Origin of the sequence: Acinetobacter sp. TSRC1-2, assembly GCF_049895885.1 — a bacterium.
Classification (GTDB): Bacteria; Pseudomonadota; Gammaproteobacteria; order Pseudomonadales; family Moraxellaceae; genus Acinetobacter.
This window is the reverse complement of the sequence record NZ_JAFCTF010000006.1, coordinates 140266-158290: the sequence shown is the minus strand read 5'-3', so window position 1 is coordinate 158290 and position 18025 is coordinate 140266. Positions and strand designations below refer to the sequence as shown.

The window sequence follows — 18025 nt, the reverse complement described above, 5'->3', positions numbered from 1 at the left end:
ACGATTTCAATTCGAACTAATATCCAAAAGTCTGGTTCTTAAGCGCCTCTTCTGCCTCTTTTACAACTCGTTGAATCTCTTCTCTCTTCTGTCTTTGTGCCTGAACATATACTGATATCATGAGGCATAAAGATCCCATCATTAATATGCCGAGCAAAATTGCTAATCTTCTATTTTGCATATCATTAATATTATGGTTAAGTAGACTTATCAATTTACTTTTTTATTAGTGCGTTTCAATAACGAAATATACCAAAAAGTACATTTATATTTTTGAAAAATAGCGAGTTAAAACCTATTAAATTTTATTTAGCTAATTTAGCTTTTACTAATTTTTCGTAATGAAAGTTATATTTCTTAAGAAGAAATAACTTTTAAAAGAATTAATAAAAAGCCTACTTAATTCTCTCTAATTAAGTAGGCTTTTCAATTCACAGGTTTCTTATTCTTGTTTTTAAATTCTTGGAATAACAATAAGATACCATCAAAAAATCAAAAAAAAGTATAGAAAATACAAGTTTTATGTTTGAAGATGTATAGGGTGTGTTGACACTTTTAGCTTAAAAAATAGCGAAGTAGTAAAATCAAATCGTCAAACCTAATTTTACTATTCGCTATGCCTCGTACCATGCTGACAGATCAACACTGGCAAAAGTTGAAAGTTATTCTGCGTAATTTATCCATTCACCACAACTCAAATTTACGTAATTTTATTGAAGCTATTCTCTATAGAATTAGAACAGGCTGTCCATGGCGAGATATTCCTTCCTATTTCGGTCAAGCAGCGGTAAGTTACTTAGATTGTTCAAATTACTAGCATCATGCCCCGATATGGAGTGGATTTTTATTGATGGCTCTCATGTACGTGCTCATCAACATTCTGCCGGCATAGCGAATCAATCTATTTCTAAAAGTGTAGGAGGAAACTCCTCAAAAATACATTTGATTGTTGATGCACATGGCAATCCTATTGATTTCATGATTACCAATGGAACCACCCATGATGTTAAAGTTGCACCTGATTTAATATCAACATTAGATTTAAAAGAGACAAAAGTGGTATGCGCAGATAAAGGTTATGATTCAGAACCACTGCGTGAACAGATCAGAAAAACAGGAACAAAAGCGAATATATCAAAGAAAACAAATAGCCAATCGAACAATGATCATATGGATTGGTATTTATATAAAATCAGGCATTTAGTTGAAAATATGTTTTGTAGATTAAAGCAATTTAGAGGAATAGCTACTCGATATGACAAGCTCAAAAGAAATTATCAAAGTTATGTTGCTTTAGCTTGTATATTTTTATGGCTACCTTTATAGGTTTAATTATGAACAGTAAATGTCAACAGACCCTAGCTTAAGTTATTTCTCTTAAAAATTGTTTATATTTAAACCATTTAGTGATTAATTAGCAACCAATACTTAATTACTATCTAATTTGGCAAGCTCAGCAGGATTACGCATAGTTATTCCAGTCCTGATCTTATCTTACTTTTTTCCTGATAAAAAAGTCTGCTTACCACAATAGATAGGCAGACTGATTTGATTAACCTATTTTGTTCTCTTTTACTAGATGATCTTCTATTTCTTTGCAGTGATTACCAGGTAGCATTTCACATAGTGCTTACATGGATTTAGATATTAAAAAACCACTTAGGATTAGTACACCTAAATGGTTGTTTTATTTGGTGGGCCCAGACAGACTTGAACTGTCGACCAACGGATTATGAGTCCGCTGCTCTAACCAACTGAGCTATAGGCCCTATAAGATTGCAAAGCTATTATATTCAGTAGCTTGGCTGTGCAGTAATACTATCTAACATTTCGTTATTGGGCAAGTGTTTTTTACTTGTAGACCTATAGTAGACGCTAGAAATTATTGTGCTATATTGCAAAGTATTGCAATTGATAGCGATTCTAGCGATGTCATCATCAAGAGTAAAGCTCACAGAGACATTTATTGATCAACTCGAAATGACTCCTGCCATTTTTCGGGATAGTGAGCTTATTGGTTTTGCTATTCGGGTGAATTCCACCTGTAAGACCTATATTGTTGAAAAGAAGGTTCTAAGCAAAACCGTTCGGTCTACAATTGGTTTACACGGAAACCTGACGCTAATTCAGGCACGTGACATTGCTCGAGACAAACTTGCTCAAATGTCTCAGGGTATCAATCCAAATGAAGTAAAGAAAAAAGCTATTGCTAATGAAAAGGCTAAAACTGATTTATCTAGAAGTAAGCCAACATTAAAAACGGCTTTTGATAATTATCTATTCCATAAAAGCTTAAAACCAAGAAGTATTAAGGATTATAGCATCGTGGTTGATGACTATCTAAAGAATTGGAATCATTTAAAGCTGGATGATATTTCACAAACCATGATTCAAGCCAAGCATTCAGAACTATCCCAAAGAAGCAAAGCTCAAGCTAATATGGCCATGCGTGTTTTTCGTGCTATCTATAATTATTCAGTTGAGCATTATTTAGATGAAAAGGATAAACCTATTCTGGATGCTGATAATCCAATTAAAACCTTAAATGCTAAAAATGCATGGAATAAAATCAGACGACGCAAAACTTATCTTAATGAAGATCAAATGCCAGATTGGATTAAAGCTGTTTTTCAGTATAAAGATCGTGGCCAACAATTAGAAACTAATCGGGATTTTTTACTTACTTTAGTTTTGACTGGATTTAGACGTGAAGACTGTGAATCCCTCCTCTGGTCGAGTATCGATTTAAAATATGGCCGCATTACCTCAATAAATCCAAAGAATGGTGAGCCTCATACATTACCAATGGGCGACTTTCTTTTTGAGTTAATGAAAAAACGTCATGCTCAAGCAACTACAGAATGGGTATTTCCTTCTGCTAAATCTGCTTCAGGCCACATTGTTAATATTTCCAAAGTGCGCCAAAAAATTAATCAATCATGCGGGATCGAATTTAGCTTCCATGATTTGCGCAGGACGTTTGGATCTATTGCTGAAAATCTGGATTACGGGCGATACACAATCAAGCGTCTGCTAAATCACAAAGAAGAAGATGATCGCGATATGCCTGCAGGTTATGTGCAGGTCAGTGAAAGGAAATTAAGAGAGGCAATGAATGCTATTGAATATATTGTTTTAGGTGAATATAAAACAATATTAGATGATGAGAAGTAGTGAAAATACAAACTTAATGATAAGGAAATAAATAATGAGCGAACAACACATCTACTGCGATAGAAAAATTATCAAGTGTTCCATCTGTGGAGTGCAAGATGATTATAGTTTTAATAACACCCAACACTTTTCTATTATTGCTGCAGAAGGTGAACAAAGTAATGGGCGCTACTCGATTGAAAGTATTAAGTGTAAGGATTGCGATAAGGTGACTAGAAATAGTCAAGATCCTTATTTTTATTATTGAGTAGGGTGTGGAGCCCTCACTTGAGGGCTTTTAAATTACTACTTCAAAAACAACTCACGCTCTTTAGCTCTACGATTTACCAAGCCTTGCAATACTTTATCGCTGCCTTTATTCCATACAGTGAATTGATTTGCAGCACCTTGACAATCACCAGCATTCAATTTTTTAAGCAGTGTAGATTTTTCAAAAGCACCTGTGCCAATGTTGTATGTGAGTGATACAAGCGCATCAAACTGGTTTTGTGTAAGTGGTACTTTAACCAAATCATTAACTGTTTTTTCAAAACGTTTTAGATCATGCGCTTTAAATTTTTTAGCTTGTTCCAGTGTGCAAGAATCACCTTTTTTAACCTTCAGGTCATTTGGGTAGACTGTAGTGCCAAAGCCAATAGTCCATACTTTCGCTGGACATAAATAGGCTGCAAGCTCACACCCTTCAAAACTTGAAAGTAGATTGATTCCGTTTTGACTTGTACTCATCACATCTATAGCGATGCCAAGCATTCCGGCCACATCATCGTATGCGGTTGCAATTAACTTGTCTGCAGCTTCAACCTGTTTTTGAGTGAGCTTTCCACTACTAATCTTTCGCAAGAAATCAAAAATCTGTTTCATTGGGTGTCACCCTCTTTATCTGTAGTGAAAAATTTAGGACGCGCCCCACCTTTCCCCTAGCTATAAAGCTGTCGGGTAAATAGTGCAATTAAAATACTTACTGTGGTGTAAAAAAGAGTTTCAGATGGACTGGCGATATAGCTATAGAAAAAACAATTCAGGTGGATGAGGATGTGGTTCATCAAGAATTACTTAATGACTTAATTGAGCGAGTAACTAAATCAATTTCACCTGCAGAGGCAAATGATCAAATCAAGTTTAAGAAGTCATGGATTATAGAACAACGTAAACCCCTAATTGCAGCTATTAATAAATGCCTGGTGGAACTCAATCCTCCTAAGACCCAGTCCTCACTTGCAGTGCGTATTCAAAAAGCTGAAGACCTAACTGAATTGGATGGTTTGGAAATTGATGTGTCGGCATGTGATGAAGATATTCAACCGCGATTAATGGAACTTGTATAAAAACGTCGTCTTGAGTTAGATCCATTCAATGCAGCTATTGGGGAGCCTTAATGAACTTTAAATACTCCACGATCACCCGAACACTTACAGTATTCGGGGCCAAGATGACACATATATTTAGCAATGTTGGCGTTGGTGAAATTGAAGAGCTGGTGACCAATGCAAAATTTAAAGCAGCGAATTGGAGAGGATGGTGGAATTTGATCATGCTCAGTTTATCTAGTGCACGAACTGGTGCAAAGAACAAGATATGAGCCCATACGATGCAAAGAATTGGGCTGCAGCAAAATTTGAATACTTAAAGATTCAAGAGGGTAGCCATGATTGCCATTGAAAATGATTTACCTAAAGATGCAGTTGAAAGCTTGAAGGAGATTTCTTGATGGGCCGTTTAACTAAAATTGATAAAAGGTCTGAGTGTCAAAAGAAAGCCTTAATTAAAGATTTTCGCAATGCACCGATGGAACCTAAATTTACTCCAGAGACAATTGCATTGGTTTATCACTTATCCCTGGCATGGCTTCAAAAGAAAAGATGCGAAGGTGGTAGAATTCCCTTTACTAAACCAACAGCTAAAACTGTTCTGTATAAGAAAGAAGATGTTTTAGGTTTTATAGACAATAACCGGCTTCAACATACCGCCTAATAAAATGCCCTCCTACGAGGGCTTTCTTATCTTTTAATTTCATTGGCCATTTTACTTTAATATTAATTTATACATTTGAATTGATTGGGTGAACAGGAATATGGAGTGAATAACCTTGTATTTTATTCATTCCTCCCATTCTATTTGAGTCTGTTTGATAGATGGTATATATAATTATTGCAATCACCACCATTACTGCCACTACAGCAATAAAAATTTTTCTATCTTTTGGGTCAATGCTCATATTGTCCTCCATTTACGGATTCATGAAAATAAATAGAAATAATGAGATATTTTTCATCAAAAAAATGTAAAAACCCCGATTTTTGAAGTCAGGGTTATTAAGGAATCAACATTTTATTTCAGTTTCTTTTGGACATTTATATTTCATTATTAAGTTAGGTTTTTATTACTAACTTAGTAAAATTTATTTATTTTGTGGCTACTGATTTTGTTTATCATCTTGTTGTTGCTGGTTCTGTTGGTCTTGACCACTTTGTTGCCCTTGACCACCTTGTTGGCTTTGACCACCTTGTTGGCCTTGACCACTTTGTTGGCCTTGACCACCTTGTTGACCTTGACCACCTTGTTGACCTTGACCACCTTGTTGACCTTGACCACCTTGTTGGCCTTGACCGCTTTGTTGACCTTGACCGCTTTGTTGACCTTGACCACCTTGTTGGCCTTGACCGCTTTGTTGACCTTGACCACCTTGTTGTTGATTAGTCATTTTAATTTCCATCCTTTAGTTGTGAAATATCATTGAATGTCTAATTTACTCTTTAGGTTTTATTTTACTATCTCTACATTGTGTCAATTTTAGTCAATGTAAGTCTGATAAATATATACCCTTGATCTGTATCAAAGCTCTATTAAGCCCATTTACACTTATTACCAAATACTCGTGAAAGGCTCCCCTATCACGCTCATCGAGAACCCACATAACCTGATTTAGAACTATAAAAACACAAAAGATCGAGTTCTCAACTACCCTCTATTTAAAACAGTCAATATCCAACTTTTAACAGTCTACTTGAGGTCTATAAATGAGCGTAATAAGTAGACCGATAGTAGACGCTAGAATTATTTCATGAGATCGCCAGAAAGTGTTAGATATTTCAATATATTGTATTTATTGGATTTTGATGGATTTAATAGAAGTGAGATACTGCGAAATATTGTAGAGGATTGCGAATTTTATAGGAGGAATTAGAATTTTGAGTCCGCTGCTCTAACCAGCTGAGCTGTAGGCCCTATGAGCTAAAATTGTTATATATCAAAAAGTTCAAGCGAGGAAATACTAACGAAGATTTTTTCAAAGAACAAGCATTTTTGCTTTCAATTGCACAGTAACACAACAATTCTTTTAATCATTTATTTTATAACTTATATTTCTAAAAAGTCGCAATTCATCGCTAACATTAAAGGGCAATACTTTTTATTTTAAAAAATAAATCCTGATACTAAAACGACATCTTATTCTGCTAAGCAATTTTAAGACTCAACATTAAACGATAAGAGAATGACAATCTATTATACTTATAAGGTCTTAATTTAATTACTTAGCCCTTATTTTCAGTATTTATTCAAAAATTAAAAAGAGGAATTAATTTTTCTAAAAGTTAGATTAGCAACCTGTTTAAGAACCAAAACTGCGTTCTTTACGGGATTCTAAAAGAATTTCGATCAAAGACCACACAATAACCAGCGTAAACAACCCAAACGCCAATAAAAAAGTCGAAAAATACATCATTCTTTTCAATCCTCATTAAACAGAAGCAAAGTTGAACAATTTGTTCAAAAGCTTTTATCTTCGACAAAAGTCTAATAGGTATTTTTTGATCTGAATAGCCATTTTAAGCCATTATTAAGTCTTAATTCCTATTAAGTAATACATTTAAAATATTTATTTAAACCTATTTATATATAAAAACAATTAATACAGCCATTTTTCAAAACTCTATCCCTCCTGCATTTATTTGTTCATTTTAAACACATACACTCTTGACTATAAATACGAACAAGCAGAAATTAGCTCACTTTCGAATTATCTAATTTCCTCCTATGTTAAAAAAATTTCTTGGTGAATCTGCATTTAAACTTGCGGGATGGACCTATCATGTTGAACCCGATGTGCTTGAGAATAAACAAGTCATTGTAGGCTTTGAACATACTTCGATGATGGATGCAGTTCTTTCCCTTGCCCTCTTTCAGATTTATGATATGAAAATTCATACCTTGATTAAAAAAGAACTATTTAAGGGCCCGATGAAACCGTTATTAGAAACCATTGGCGGTATTGCAGTCGATCGTAAATCCAATAAGGATATCGTGTCTGTTATGGTTGAGCATTTTCAACAAAATGAAAAATTCAATCTGGTGATTGCACCTGAAGCCACGCGTGCCAAAACTGGTGAAACAAAAAGACCGATTCGTACAGGTTTTTGGCATATTGCCAAAGCAGCTGGTGTTCCTATCGTTTTAATGTATGCCAATTCGAATACCAAACAAGGCGGCATTTTAGGAAAAATATACCCGACTGAAATCAACCATGACTTAGCTTTGCTTAAACAACTTTATAAAGATAAGGTAGGTTTAGATATTGTTATTCCAGAACCTAAAACCATTACTGAAGATAAAATCTAAGTGGGATTTGTTTAAAAACTCAAAACCTGGCCCTTTCTAAGAAAAAAGGGCTTATGGTAGAATTTGACACATTCGATTAGGCATAAAGCCAATCTACAAGGAGCATATTTCGCATGGCGGGTCATTCCAAGTGGGCCAATATCAAGCATCGTAAAGCAAAACAAGATGCTAGCCGTGGTAAAGTTTTTACCAAATACATTCGTGAATTAACCACAGCTGCAAAACTCGGCGGTCCAGATGTTGCAAGTAACCCTCGTCTACGTGCTGTTGTCGAAAAGGCACTGTCTGTAAATATGACACGTGATGTGATCAACCGTGCTGTTCAACGTGGTGCGGGTGGCGAAGATAACGACGACTTAAAAGAAGTCACTTACGAAGGTTATGGTGTGGGTGGCGTAGCTGTTCTAGTCGAAACAATGACAGACAATTTAAACCGTACTGTACCTGACGTTCGTCATTGCTTCTCTAAAACCAATGGTAACTTAGGTACAGCAGGTTCAGTGGCTTATCTGTTTACCAAACGTGGTGAAATTACTTTTGAAGATGTTTCTTTAGAAGATAAAATCATGGACGTGGCTTTAGAAGCCGGTGCTGAAGATATTGAAGTTGATGAAGATCAAATCTTAGTCATCACAACCCCTGAAAGCTTTGGTGATGTACAGGATGCTTTATCTGCTGCAGGTTTGAAATCCGACAATGCTGAAGTTGTGATGAGTCCATCAACTAAAGCTGAAATTACAGACGTCGATCAAGCCAAAATGATTTTGAAAATGATTGATATGTTTGAAGATCTTGATGATGTTCAAAACGTTTATACTAACGTAGAATTTTCAGATGAAGTATTAGAGCAGCTTGAAGGCTAATATTTTTTCGAATCTAAAACGCACCGCAGGGTGCGTTTTTTATAAGCTTTAAAAAACAAATAACCACTGTCCTGATATAAAAATAAACTTTCGCCTCATACCCGGTTGAGTAAGCCACTACAGTTCAACACATTATATTCTTTAATCACAAAGCTCGAATGCAGTGCTACAACATGCTCAATTTTACCAATACGTTTTAAAAGAATTTCACTGTAATTTTCCATATCTTTTGCGACCACTTCCACAATAAAATCGGCAGATTGACCTGTGACTAAAAAGGCATTAATCACTTCTGGAATATTTTCCAGTTCTTCTAAAAACTTAGCAAAGGTATCAGTATCATGTTTATTTAAAGATACCTGTAATAAAACATGCAGGCTAAAACCTAACTTGGCATAGTTAATATCACGCTTTAAATGCGTCATGATATTGGCTTCAATCAAATGCTTAATCCTTCGATGCACAGAGCTTACAGAAAGATTAATCCGTTCTGAAAGTTCATTTAAATTCGCATCTTCCTGATTCAAAATTTCCAGAATTTGTTTATCGAAACGATCCAGTTCCATTTTTATACTCTTCATCAATAATCACTAGATGTGCAAAATATTGCGCCATCTCTGTTATACAATCATTATTTATTTTTATAAAGCTTTAATATTCTGAAAATATTTTCCAAACGCCAAGTCCATTCATAAAGAAAATATTGATTCATGCTGAGTTCGATGGCTATTGGTCATTTAACTATAAAAAATGAACAATAATAGTTTTTATTAAATCTTTATTTTTAAAACATTTAAATTTAGAACTAACTTTAAGATAAAACTAATCAATTCAAGTATGCAAAATACGATCACCGCCTATCTTTTACAGCTGTATAAAATAGATTAAAAGAGAAGCGCTCTACCAAAAATAAAAATAGCACATTTTAAAAAACATATATTACACAAGGAATGGTCACGACTTCTAAACTTGATAAAACCCATAGCGAGTCCTGTCTAACTGCCGAAACGCAAACTAAAAGTCTATTAGGCGGCTCATTCAGTGGAAATACGTCGGGCACCCTCACCAATATTATTACGGATCTGATTGGATCCTACACTCCACCGTGAGTTAGTTCATTATTAAAAAACCTCTTTTCTGGAAGCAATCTGTGTACAACAAATCTCGGCACTTTATTGATTCAGTTTTGTGGTTAAAATATCTCAAGTTTAAATATTCAAAGCCTGATCAGCAGTTTGACTCAATCGAATAGAAGTAGTTTTAATATTACTCAAATGACCAATTTATTGGATAGGCTGCTAAGTAGCAATAATAGCAAACTTGATATTTGGGCCATTTCTCGACTGGTAAGCGGCTTGATCGGTGACAACATCGACATTTCTTCCCTCACGAACTTACTTGGTAGTCTGAGTGAACGCGAATTCAATGGTATAGACTAGCGTGGATTATTAAGTAATCCCAATAATGACAACAATTTAAATCTCGAATGACAACAATCTAAATCTTGGCGGTATTATCGAAAATATTTCATCTGCTTTAAACAGTTTTGATTTTGGCAGCATCGTCGAAGGTATGGGTCAATGAGTGGGCGATACTCCAGCAACCTTCCCCAACCTTTCTGATTTATTACAAGGCAACCAGAGTTTAGGCAACATCGATTTAGGCAATATTGCACCGGGTGTCATAGACTCGATTCGCAAAATTCTGGGTAGCGGCACGCTCCCGAGTTACGCTGCATCATGTTTACCGACCTCAACATCAAGTTTAGAACTCGATTAGCCGATTGTATTTGGTTAAGTCATTTTTACTGAAATGAATAAGCAAAAAAATACGCGCTATAGAGCGCATATTTTTCTGAATTACGTTTTAAACACCACGCCAGTCCACACGGGCATTGCGTTCGGTTTGATAAATCCGCAGTACATATTGCCCGATCGGCAATTCAGTTAAAGTCTCTTTATATTTTTTAAATTCTTCAGACAAATCTTCACCATGCTCTTTTTCCCACGGCGTACCGGGAATTTCCAAAAGTGGAGCAAGCATTGAACAGACTGCAATATCAGCCAAACCTAAACGCTCACCGACAAAATAACGTCCATGATTTTCAATTAAACGCTGGTTCAGAAGCTCGACTAAAGCATCCATGCGTTGTTTAGACTCCGCCACTTTATCCGCATTCAGCTGATAACCTTTAGACAACAATGCTTTGATAATCGGTTTTGAATATTTTTCAAACTGGCGTAAATAGCCTTTTTCACCAATCAGAATATCGAGAGATTCCTCACTTTCAGTCAAAGTATGCGCCAAGCCCCAGCGACGCACATGCATCCCCAACTCTGTGGCTTGATGATTAATTTCTAAAGCTAACTCACGCTGTTGCAAATCAGCACGTAGCAAAGAATGTTCTGGATAGGCTTTATCTAAATACAGTGCAATTTCAGTCGAATCAGCAATCCAACGGTCTTGGTCACGTAAAATGGGTAAACGATTTTGCCCTGTTTTTAATTGTGCAAATGCACGATGCACACCTGGGATCAGATTATGCGCAACATAATCCAATTCTTTATGATCGAGCAACCAGCGAGCTTTCTCACAAAAATGAGATAAAGGAAACTGGTATAAAATTCGCATAAAATCTCCGCAGTTGTTTTTTTAGTTCTGGCTATAAAAAACCAGCGACCTTAGTCGGATACTTTAGACACCCCGCCCTAGAAATACAATGTACTTTTTATTCAAAAACCTGAGTCCAGAGTGCACTGCCAGATTATTTATTTTTATACGTTCTTTTGTCTTGATTATCTTTAAAGCAGATAAACCCATAAATCAAGGTTCAAATAAAAATATGGATCAAGCCAAATCATGCTGATTTTTTAAACACTTAACTTATTCAAATTCATTCAAAACTAGCATTTTTACCCTAAAGACGATTTTTCATAAGCTTTGCAAAAGCAATTGCTTAATTTTGAATGCAATTACTTATAGCGTTTCGATATCTACTTAAGGTGTCGTTACCGTAGCTCAAGTCATTGCGTTAATGAGTGGTGTTGATGATTCGATTGGACCAATCCCACAAAATCATTTTTATAGTTTAAAAATTTTACGTAATACCGGTACAGAACAACAAAAACTGTATGCCGAAGTGTTAAAAGGTACTTGTTTTGGTAATGCGTTGGCAGAATTTAAAACCCAAAATGCCGTACAAAAGCAAACCGCCATTAGTTCAACTGAGCACGATTTTGTGGTCAATGGTGAAAAGTTTTATTGCACGGGCAGTTTATGGGCAGCTGTTGTTCCACTCACCCTTGCCGCGACACCTTTCTTTGCACGTATTGCAGAAGTCAGTTTGCGTGAAGTCGATCAAGGCCTGATTGAAGCCGCACAAGCCATGGGCTAATCGTAAACAAATTGACTGGCATGTGCTTCTTCCTGAAGCTTTACCGGGTATTGTGGCTGGATTTACCGTGACCTTAGTCACCATAATTAACTCCTCTGCCATTGCTGGTGCCATGGGCGCAGGTGGCTTGGGTGATATTGCCTACCGTTATGGCTATCAGCGTTTTGATATGCAAATCATGTTGGCCGTTATTGTGGTGCTGATTGTTTTAGTCATGTTGATTCAAGCGACGGGCGACACCCTTGCCAAGCAACTCGACAAACGTAAAATTTAAAGAAGATACATTTCAGTTGTTTTCAATAAACATGAAAGCCATGACCTGACTTTATGGTGGCTTTCATGTAAAATCAGCCACAATTTTTAAAGTATACTTTGTGAGTCATTTCATGGGTTTTAATTGCGGTATTGTCGGCTTGCCGAACGTTGGTAAATCTACACTTTTCAATGCATTGACTAAAGCTGCGATTGCTGCAGAAAACTTCCCGTTCTGTACCATTGAACCAAACACCGGTATCGTTCCTGTACCCGATCCACGTTTAGACAAGTTGACTGCTATTGTAAAACCGCAACGCGTGATTCCGACCTCTATGGAATTTGTGGATATTGCTGGTTTAGTTGCAGGGGCATCTAAAGGTGAAGGCTTGGGTAACCAGTTCCTTGCCAACATCCGTGAAACCGATGCAATTGCACACGTGGTTCGTTGTTTTGAAGATGAAAACGTAATTCACGTTAATGGTAAAATTGACCCGCTTGATGACATCGCGACCATCAATACCGAACTTGCACTGGCTGACCTTGAAGCTGTTGCCAAAGCCATCACCCGTTTAACAAAATCTGCAAAAAGTGGCGACAAAGAAGCGATTGCTGTTAAAGCAATTTTGGAGAAAATCCAGCCATTGCTGGATGAAGGTAAACCGGCTCGTGCAGCTGACCTTGATGATGACGAACGTAAACTGGTTCGTGGTTTTGGTTTAATGACTTTAAAACCAACCATGTACATTGCCAACGTGGCTGAAGACGGCTTTGAAAATAATCCACATTTAGATGCAGTTAAAAAATTAGCGGCTGAAGAAAATGCGATTGTGGTTCCACTTTGCAATCAAATTGAAGCAGAAATTTCTTTGCTTGAAGATGAAGACCGTGCTGAATTCTTAGAAGCAATGGGCATGGAAGAACCAGGTCTTAACGTGGTAATCCGTGCAGGTTATTCACTTCTAGGCTTACAGACATACTTTACTGCAGGCGTACAAGAAGTTCGCGCTTGGACAGTTAAAGTTGGCTCAACTGCACCTCAAGCGGCTGGTGTGATTCATACTGACTTTGAAAAAGGCTTTATTCGCGCTGAATGTGTTGCTTATGAGGATTTCATTCAATACAACGGCGAAGCTGGCGCGAAAGAAGCCGGTAAATGGCGTCTAGAAGGTAAAACTTACATCGTTCAAGACGGTGATGTTTTACACTTCCGTTTTAACGTCTAGTCTGACAGCGAAAAAGCCAGCGCTACGCTGGCTTTTTTATTTTCTTAGATTGTTAAAATTGGCTCAATATAAAGCTTTAAGCATCTACAACATGCAGCTTTAATCCAAGCATTCAAACATTCTCCCCTTTTTCCGGCTAAATATGAAGGTAGTTTAAAGTTCAGGAAGCCTCGAAATATGGTTGATAAAAAGAAGTACTGTTCTGCCTGAATTCTCTCAATTTGATTGATTTAACTTTGCGAGTTGATCAGAGATCTTATAATTTTGCATTAGATGAAGTGTTCAATATGAATGCTTTTAATGCCTAATAGCTTAGGCTATTTTATATAAGCGCAATTCATTATTTTATTCTGATTTAATTTGATACAACATAAGCTTAATGTTCGCTTAAAACTAAAAATATGCCGACAATTTCATCCTAAAATCTTGCTGTTCAGCAACCAGGTTACAACTTAATCCCTGATCAAATTTGCCTAATTTATCTACAGGCACTAATGCCTTTATTTCAGAATAAAGAAAATGAAAAAACTCAGCACAATCTTTACAGCAGCTATCCTCACTATGCTTAGTGCGACTGCATTTGCTTACCCTAAAGGCACAACCATGATGGGAGGTACAGGTCCAAATCATAAAGGTGGTAAATGTGTTTCAACTGCCCACGCGCTAAAACATAAAGCAAATCATGAGAAAAAAGCAGAGCATCAAATGATGAACTCAGATCACAACATGATGAAAACGGATAAAAAAGCTGCAACTTCCGTCTCTAAAACTACTGCACCTCAAGCCCCTATGCATGAAAATATGCACGAAAACAAAACCCCTGAAAAACAGGCACCCAAATATTAAAACGACCTGCCTCATAACGGTATATAAAAAAGCCGGTTCAATAAACCGGCTTTTTGATGTTTAAGCTATTCATGTTAAGTGATATTCACAGTCTTGACATCCATTTCAGCGCGTAATACACGTGCATGATCAAGCATACGCTGCTCCAACTCCTTACGAAAACCGAGCATGAACACCAGTTCTGCCAAAACAAATAAGGGCCCAATCGCTAAACCAATAATATCATCGGTAAAAGCAGGCTTTTTCTTCTCATAAAAATGTCCCACAAACTGAAACACCCAACCCACCACAAAAATACCAATACTTAAGCTTAACCAAACTGCAAGTTCTAGATGGGCAATTTTCAAAGCCAAGGGATAGGCAGCGATCAGAACGATCAACATGATCAAAGCAAAAATTCGGTCGAGGCTAAAATAGTAAATACTGGTGACTACAATCAGCACTAATGCCAAGGTGATTTCCAGTCCTGACAGCATCATCCCTGCTCTTGCAGTTAAACAGAGAATCGCAAAGACAATTAAAGGAATACCCACAAAATGCGTCAAAATATTTTTGTGATCTAGGTGATACGCTGCATACTGGCTTAACAGCTGTTCTAATTTGGTCATGTTGTTCTTCCTTGCTACACTCATCCTTTCACTATATAAAAAAACCAAAGACAAAGTTGTCGGCTAAATGACAACTCACCTCAAAAAGGAATTGAAGTGCTGGAACCCATTTATATTGAACATTTAGAGCAGAATGTATGGTTTGCACAATTGCCTGTGCTGTTTAAGGAATTCATCGTGAGCCATGCGGTGCAACAGCATTTTACTAAGGAACAAGCCATCTTTCATTCGGGGGATATATTCAATGGCATCTATGCTGTTTTAGAAGGTGCTGTTCGCCTGGGTTATATTGATATTGAAGGTAAAGAATCTGTAGCGGCGATTGTAGAACCGATTATGTGGTTTGGCGAAATCTCACTGGTCGATGCTCAACCCCGCTCGCACGATGCCATTGCGATTCAAAAAAGTCTAATCCTGCATATTCCAAGTCTAGCCATGCAAAAGTTGCTCGCAGAACATCCCATTTTTTGGTATCACATTGCACAATTGACCAGTCAAAAGTTACGATTTGCTTTTTTAGAGCTCATTGCAATTCAGACCCAAAGCCTCACCCAACGTTTAGCGCAGCGCTTAATCTTTATTTTAAATGGCTATGGTAATCATGTGATGATTGAGAAGAATGTCATTCATTCATCTCAAGAACAATTGGCGCAAATGCTGACCTGTTCTAGACAAACCGTGAACCAGGAATTACAAGCCTTAGAGAAGCAGAATATTTTGCGACTTTCTTTTCGGAAAATTGAAATTTTAGATTTGCCAGAATTGCATCGAATTGCGCATGCTTTTCCAAGCCTTTGAATACCAAAATATATTAGATATTAAAAAAGGTATGAATGATTAAGAGGCAATACCGTTGCAGTATTTATCTTATTCAGGCCTCATTAGGTTTATATTAATATCGCACTTATCATTCTTATAGCGATCTATTACGAACGTAACTGGCAAACATTTACATCATCAAAACCATTTGTACATGGCGCAACTTCCTGTTCGCTATTTGAGGAAGATTGAATCGCCTCAACTTGTTCAGACGCATATACCACACTACTAAAAGCACTTACTGCGAGCGCTAAACTTATTAAAAAAAACACTTTGTCAAGCATCTTTTTTACTCCTAACTATTAACTAAATAGAAATTATTTAGATTTTTATCAAAAAAATTGTAGATTCTGCAGGTATTATTATAAATATATTATCACTTAATGATAATTCTATATTTTTATTAAGTTATCGTTTTATTCTCTTATTCATTTTTTAAAACTATAAGTAGAAATAAAATTCAAAAAATGGACGAAAAAAAACGAGGCATCTGCCTCGCTTTATCTTTCTTAAACCCCTTTCTTTTTCGGGTCAGTATTTCCCAGCGCAGGATTATCAATTGCATCCTTGCACTGTGCTTTATCTCGTTCGTAATCTGCCTGCTTTTGTGCAACCGAACTTGATTGATCTATGCTTTCGCGCGCCCATATTTCCAGACTGGTCAACGCTTTACGACAGAGGGCATATTTGCCTTCAGTCACCGAGTCGGTCATTTTGACATTAATGCGCCAATCGGTACTTAACTTGCGGGCAGGCTTACGGACCTGTTCTTCAAGCACATCCAGTTGTTTTGCATATACCAAACCATCGACCTGATTGATGAATTTCCAGGCTTCATTGGCATAAGTGGTCGCATCATTTGTGAGCTTCGGTGCAGCCTTAATTTCAACTTTCTGCTCGGGTTGTTCAGAAGACTGACCACAAGCCTGCAATGCAAAAATACTGCACAGCACAGAGATCATCACTATTGCACGTGATTCGAACGCAAACATATCAGCTGCCTATACAAACATTTCGGCACTATGCTAGTGAATTCGGGTAGAATACTCAATCAACATTTTACCCTCATTGTCTAACTCTCCTTAGGTGTGTCGTGTCTGAGCACAAAATCCCTCCAGTACAACCTGCTGGCTTTTGGCAAGGCGCTAAAGATAGTCAAGCCATTATTTTTACCTATCTTCCAGTTTCTTTTGCTTTCGGTGTTTCTGCGACACAATTTGGCTTTACCCCTTGGGAAGCGCTGTTTTTATCCTGCTCCATGTATGCTGGTGCCAGTCAATTTTTAGTGGTGGCTTTACTGGGTAGTGGTACATCCATCTGGATGACAGCGCTCACGGTAATTGCCTTAGACATTCGTCATCTACTCTATGGCCCAGCGCTGCAAAACCTAATTCAAGATAAATTAAACCTAAAGAAAACAGCCTTTTGGGCTTGGGGCTTAACCGATGAAGTGTTTGCTTCAGGGATGATTAAACTATCGCAACGTCGTCAAGAATGGTCGGAGTCCTGGATGTTAGGGGTAAGCCTGTTCAGCTGGATATCATGGGCTTTAGGTTCGTTCTTGGGTGGCTTATTTGCAGATCAGGTCAGCAATTTGCCGCAATTCTTACAAGCAGCACTGGATTTCCTGCTTCCTGCGCTGTTCTTAAGTTTCCTGCTTGCCGCCTTTGAAAAGAAACACACCTTTATCGTCGCTGTTTGTTTAATAGTTTCCGCTATCGCCTGCTATTTCATTAATTTATCGGCTGCGATTTTCATTGGAATTTTATCTGGTATTTTAGCCGGTTTATTTAAGCACTATGTTTTAAAACAGCATGATGAGTTTGGAGAGCCTCATGAATCTTGAAATTATTCTGGTGGGGATCATTGTCGGGATTGCCAATTTTGCTTCACGTTTCGGTCCTTTTTATGTGCTTCAAAAACACCAGAAAAATTCGCAAAAGCGTGGTTCGGTCTGGATCAAAATTGCCTTAGGCAGTATTGGCATTGCCGCGATTAGTTCCATGCTGGTCGTTGCAACCCTTCCGCCGCTGTTGGAAACCCCAAATAAAAGCTTTGCCATGCTGATGGGTTTTTTAACCTTAGTCGGACTGTATTTTAAGTTTAAGCAAATTGTTCCTGCGACTCTAACCGCAGCCGTGACCTATGGTTTGATTTATACCTATGTGCCTTTTTCCTTCTAAATCCCCTATAAAAGTCCCTCTTTTACAAAGAGGGATTTAGGGA

The 18025-nt window shown here is 37.2% G+C and carries 21 protein-coding genes, 1 tRNA gene and 3 pseudogenes; 16 read left to right on the top strand and 9 right to left on the bottom strand.

What is annotated here, in order from left to right:
- Positions 1 to 616: 616 nt before the first annotated feature.
- Positions 617 to 1326, top strand: a pseudogene (locus tag ACP69Y_RS08625) (IS5 family transposase).
- 366 nt (positions 1327 to 1692) lie between these two features.
- On the opposite strand, the gene ACP69Y_RS08620 reads toward ACP69Y_RS08625, so the two are convergent.
- Positions 1693 to 1769, bottom strand: a tRNA-Ile gene (locus tag ACP69Y_RS08620).
- Positions 1770 to 1929: 160 nt separating this feature from the next.
- On the opposite strand from ACP69Y_RS08620, the gene ACP69Y_RS08615 reads away from it, so the two are divergent.
- Together ACP69Y_RS08615 and ACP69Y_RS08610 are read left to right on the top strand one after the other, a co-directional pair.
- The gene (locus ACP69Y_RS08615) at positions 1930 to 3174 is read left to right on the top strand and encodes a tyrosine-type recombinase/integrase (RefSeq protein WP_425917891.1); all 1245 of its coding nucleotides are present in this window, start codon (positions 1930 to 1932) and stop codon (positions 3172 to 3174) included.
- 34 nt (positions 3175 to 3208) lie between these two features.
- Entirely contained in the window at positions 3209 to 3421 is a 213-nt protein-coding gene (locus ACP69Y_RS08610; protein ID WP_425917889.1) for a hypothetical protein, read from the top strand.
- 38 nt (positions 3422 to 3459) lie between these two features.
- Here ACP69Y_RS08610 and ACP69Y_RS08605 read toward each other — a convergent pair whose 3' ends face one another.
- On the bottom strand, positions 3460 to 4035 hold the full coding sequence (locus ACP69Y_RS08605; RefSeq protein WP_425917888.1) for a lysozyme: 576 nt from the start codon (positions 4033 to 4035) through the stop codon (positions 3460 to 3462).
- Between the two features lie 173 nt (positions 4036 to 4208).
- Here ACP69Y_RS08605 and ACP69Y_RS08600 point away from each other — a divergent pair, with 173 nt between their 5' ends.
- The 3 genes from ACP69Y_RS08600 to ACP69Y_RS08590 all read left to right on the top strand — a co-directional run bounded on the left by ACP69Y_RS08600 (position 4209) and on the right by ACP69Y_RS08590 (position 5145).
- Positions 4209 to 4499, top strand: coding sequence for a hypothetical protein (locus ACP69Y_RS08600; RefSeq protein ID WP_425917887.1), 291 nt, complete (start codon positions 4209 to 4211; stop codon positions 4497 to 4499).
- Positions 4500 to 4549: 50 nt separating this feature from the next.
- Positions 4550 to 4753 carry a hypothetical protein gene (locus ACP69Y_RS08595; RefSeq protein ID WP_425917944.1) on the top strand — a complete coding sequence of 68 codons (204 nt, stop codon included), beginning with the start codon at positions 4550 to 4552 and terminating at the stop codon, positions 4751 to 4753.
- 128 nt (positions 4754 to 4881) lie between these two features.
- On the top strand, positions 4882 to 5145 hold the full coding sequence (locus tag ACP69Y_RS08590) for a DNA-binding protein (protein ID WP_425917886.1): 264 nt from the start codon (positions 4882 to 4884) through the stop codon (positions 5143 to 5145).
- A 67-nt stretch (positions 5146 to 5212) separates the two neighbouring features.
- Here ACP69Y_RS08590 and ACP69Y_RS08585 read toward each other — a convergent pair whose 3' ends face one another.
- Both ACP69Y_RS08585 and ACP69Y_RS08580 read right to left on the bottom strand, forming a co-directional pair.
- Positions 5213 to 5389 (bottom strand): hypothetical protein, encoded by a 177-nt coding sequence (locus ACP69Y_RS08585; RefSeq protein ID WP_425917884.1) that lies wholly within the window; start codon positions 5387 to 5389, stop codon positions 5213 to 5215.
- A gap of 198 nt (positions 5390 to 5587) precedes the next feature.
- Complete coding sequence (locus ACP69Y_RS08580) at positions 5588 to 5875, bottom strand: hypothetical protein (protein WP_425917883.1); 288 nt, start codon at positions 5873 to 5875, stop codon at positions 5588 to 5590.
- A 1334-nt stretch (positions 5876 to 7209) separates the two neighbouring features.
- Between ACP69Y_RS08580 and ACP69Y_RS08575 the strand changes: the two genes are divergently transcribed.
- Together ACP69Y_RS08575 and ACP69Y_RS08570 are read left to right on the top strand one after the other, a co-directional pair.
- Positions 7210 to 7791 (top strand): 1-acyl-sn-glycerol-3-phosphate acyltransferase, encoded by a 582-nt coding sequence (locus tag ACP69Y_RS08575; RefSeq protein WP_425917881.1) that lies wholly within the window; start codon positions 7210 to 7212, stop codon positions 7789 to 7791.
- 113 nt (positions 7792 to 7904) lie between these two features.
- Positions 7905 to 8654: a YebC/PmpR family DNA-binding transcriptional regulator gene (locus ACP69Y_RS08570; RefSeq protein WP_425917880.1), complete on the top strand. Its 750-nt coding sequence runs from the start codon at positions 7905 to 7907 to the stop codon at positions 8652 to 8654.
- A gap of 95 nt (positions 8655 to 8749) precedes the next feature.
- Here ACP69Y_RS08570 and ACP69Y_RS08565 read toward each other — a convergent pair whose 3' ends face one another.
- A complete protein-coding gene (locus ACP69Y_RS08565; RefSeq protein WP_131213428.1) occupies positions 8750 to 9220 on the bottom strand; it encodes an Lrp/AsnC family transcriptional regulator in 471 nt (156 codons plus the stop codon).
- 1018 nt (positions 9221 to 10238) lie between these two features.
- Between ACP69Y_RS08565 and ACP69Y_RS08560 the strand changes: the two genes are divergently transcribed.
- Positions 10239 to 10433 (top strand): hypothetical protein, encoded by a 195-nt coding sequence (locus ACP69Y_RS08560; protein ID WP_425917879.1) that lies wholly within the window; start codon positions 10239 to 10241, stop codon positions 10431 to 10433.
- Between the two features lie 87 nt (positions 10434 to 10520).
- Here ACP69Y_RS08560 and ACP69Y_RS08555 read toward each other — a convergent pair whose 3' ends face one another.
- Complete coding sequence (locus tag ACP69Y_RS08555; protein WP_425917878.1) at positions 10521 to 11285, bottom strand: glutathione S-transferase family protein; 765 nt, start codon at positions 11283 to 11285, stop codon at positions 10521 to 10523.
- A gap of 379 nt (positions 11286 to 11664) precedes the next feature.
- On the opposite strand from ACP69Y_RS08555, the pseudogene ACP69Y_RS08550 reads away from it, so the two are divergent.
- The 4 genes and pseudogenes from ACP69Y_RS08550 to ACP69Y_RS08535 form a co-directional block, all read left to right on the top strand.
- Positions 11665 to 11949: pseudogene (locus ACP69Y_RS08550) on the top strand (SfnB family sulfur acquisition oxidoreductase); the annotation flags it as partial.
- Positions 11929 to 12322 (top strand): annotated as a pseudogene (locus tag ACP69Y_RS08545) (ABC transporter permease subunit); the annotation flags it as partial. The pseudogenes ACP69Y_RS08550 and ACP69Y_RS08545, both read left to right, overlap by 21 nt.
- Before the next feature lie 112 nt (positions 12323 to 12434).
- Positions 12435 to 13526 carry a redox-regulated ATPase YchF gene (ychF, locus tag ACP69Y_RS08540; protein ID WP_425917876.1) on the top strand — a complete coding sequence of 364 codons (1092 nt, stop codon included), beginning with the start codon at positions 12435 to 12437 and terminating at the stop codon, positions 13524 to 13526.
- 519 nt (positions 13527 to 14045) lie between these two features.
- Positions 14046 to 14372: a hypothetical protein gene (locus ACP69Y_RS08535; protein WP_425917875.1), complete on the top strand. Its 327-nt coding sequence runs from the start codon at positions 14046 to 14048 to the stop codon at positions 14370 to 14372.
- A gap of 74 nt (positions 14373 to 14446) precedes the next feature.
- Here the strand turns inward: ACP69Y_RS08535 and ACP69Y_RS08530 are convergent, their stop codons facing one another.
- On the bottom strand, positions 14447 to 14980 hold the full coding sequence (locus tag ACP69Y_RS08530) for a DUF962 domain-containing protein (protein WP_425917873.1): 534 nt from the start codon (positions 14978 to 14980) through the stop codon (positions 14447 to 14449).
- Between the two features lie 96 nt (positions 14981 to 15076).
- Between ACP69Y_RS08530 and ACP69Y_RS08525 the strand changes: the two genes are divergently transcribed.
- Positions 15077 to 15778: a Crp/Fnr family transcriptional regulator gene (locus ACP69Y_RS08525; protein WP_425917871.1), complete on the top strand. Its 702-nt coding sequence runs from the start codon at positions 15077 to 15079 to the stop codon at positions 15776 to 15778.
- A 128-nt stretch (positions 15779 to 15906) separates the two neighbouring features.
- Here the strand turns inward: ACP69Y_RS08525 and ACP69Y_RS08520 are convergent, their stop codons facing one another.
- Positions 15907 to 16083: a hypothetical protein gene (locus ACP69Y_RS08520; protein ID WP_425917869.1), complete on the bottom strand. Its 177-nt coding sequence runs from the start codon at positions 16081 to 16083 to the stop codon at positions 15907 to 15909.
- 225 nt (positions 16084 to 16308) lie between these two features.
- Positions 16309 to 16791 (bottom strand): hypothetical protein, encoded by a 483-nt coding sequence (locus tag ACP69Y_RS08515; RefSeq protein WP_425917867.1) that lies wholly within the window; start codon positions 16789 to 16791, stop codon positions 16309 to 16311.
- 101 nt (positions 16792 to 16892) lie between these two features.
- Here ACP69Y_RS08515 and ACP69Y_RS08510 point away from each other — a divergent pair, with 101 nt between their 5' ends.
- Entirely contained in the window at positions 16893 to 17645 is a 753-nt protein-coding gene (locus tag ACP69Y_RS08510) for an AzlC family ABC transporter permease (protein WP_425917865.1), read from the top strand.
- Complete coding sequence (ygaH, locus tag ACP69Y_RS08505; RefSeq protein WP_425917863.1) at positions 17635 to 17982, top strand: L-valine transporter subunit YgaH; 348 nt, start codon at positions 17635 to 17637, stop codon at positions 17980 to 17982. Before ACP69Y_RS08510 ends, ygaH begins: the two co-directional genes overlap by 11 nt.
- Positions 17983 to 18025 lie beyond the last annotated feature (43 nt).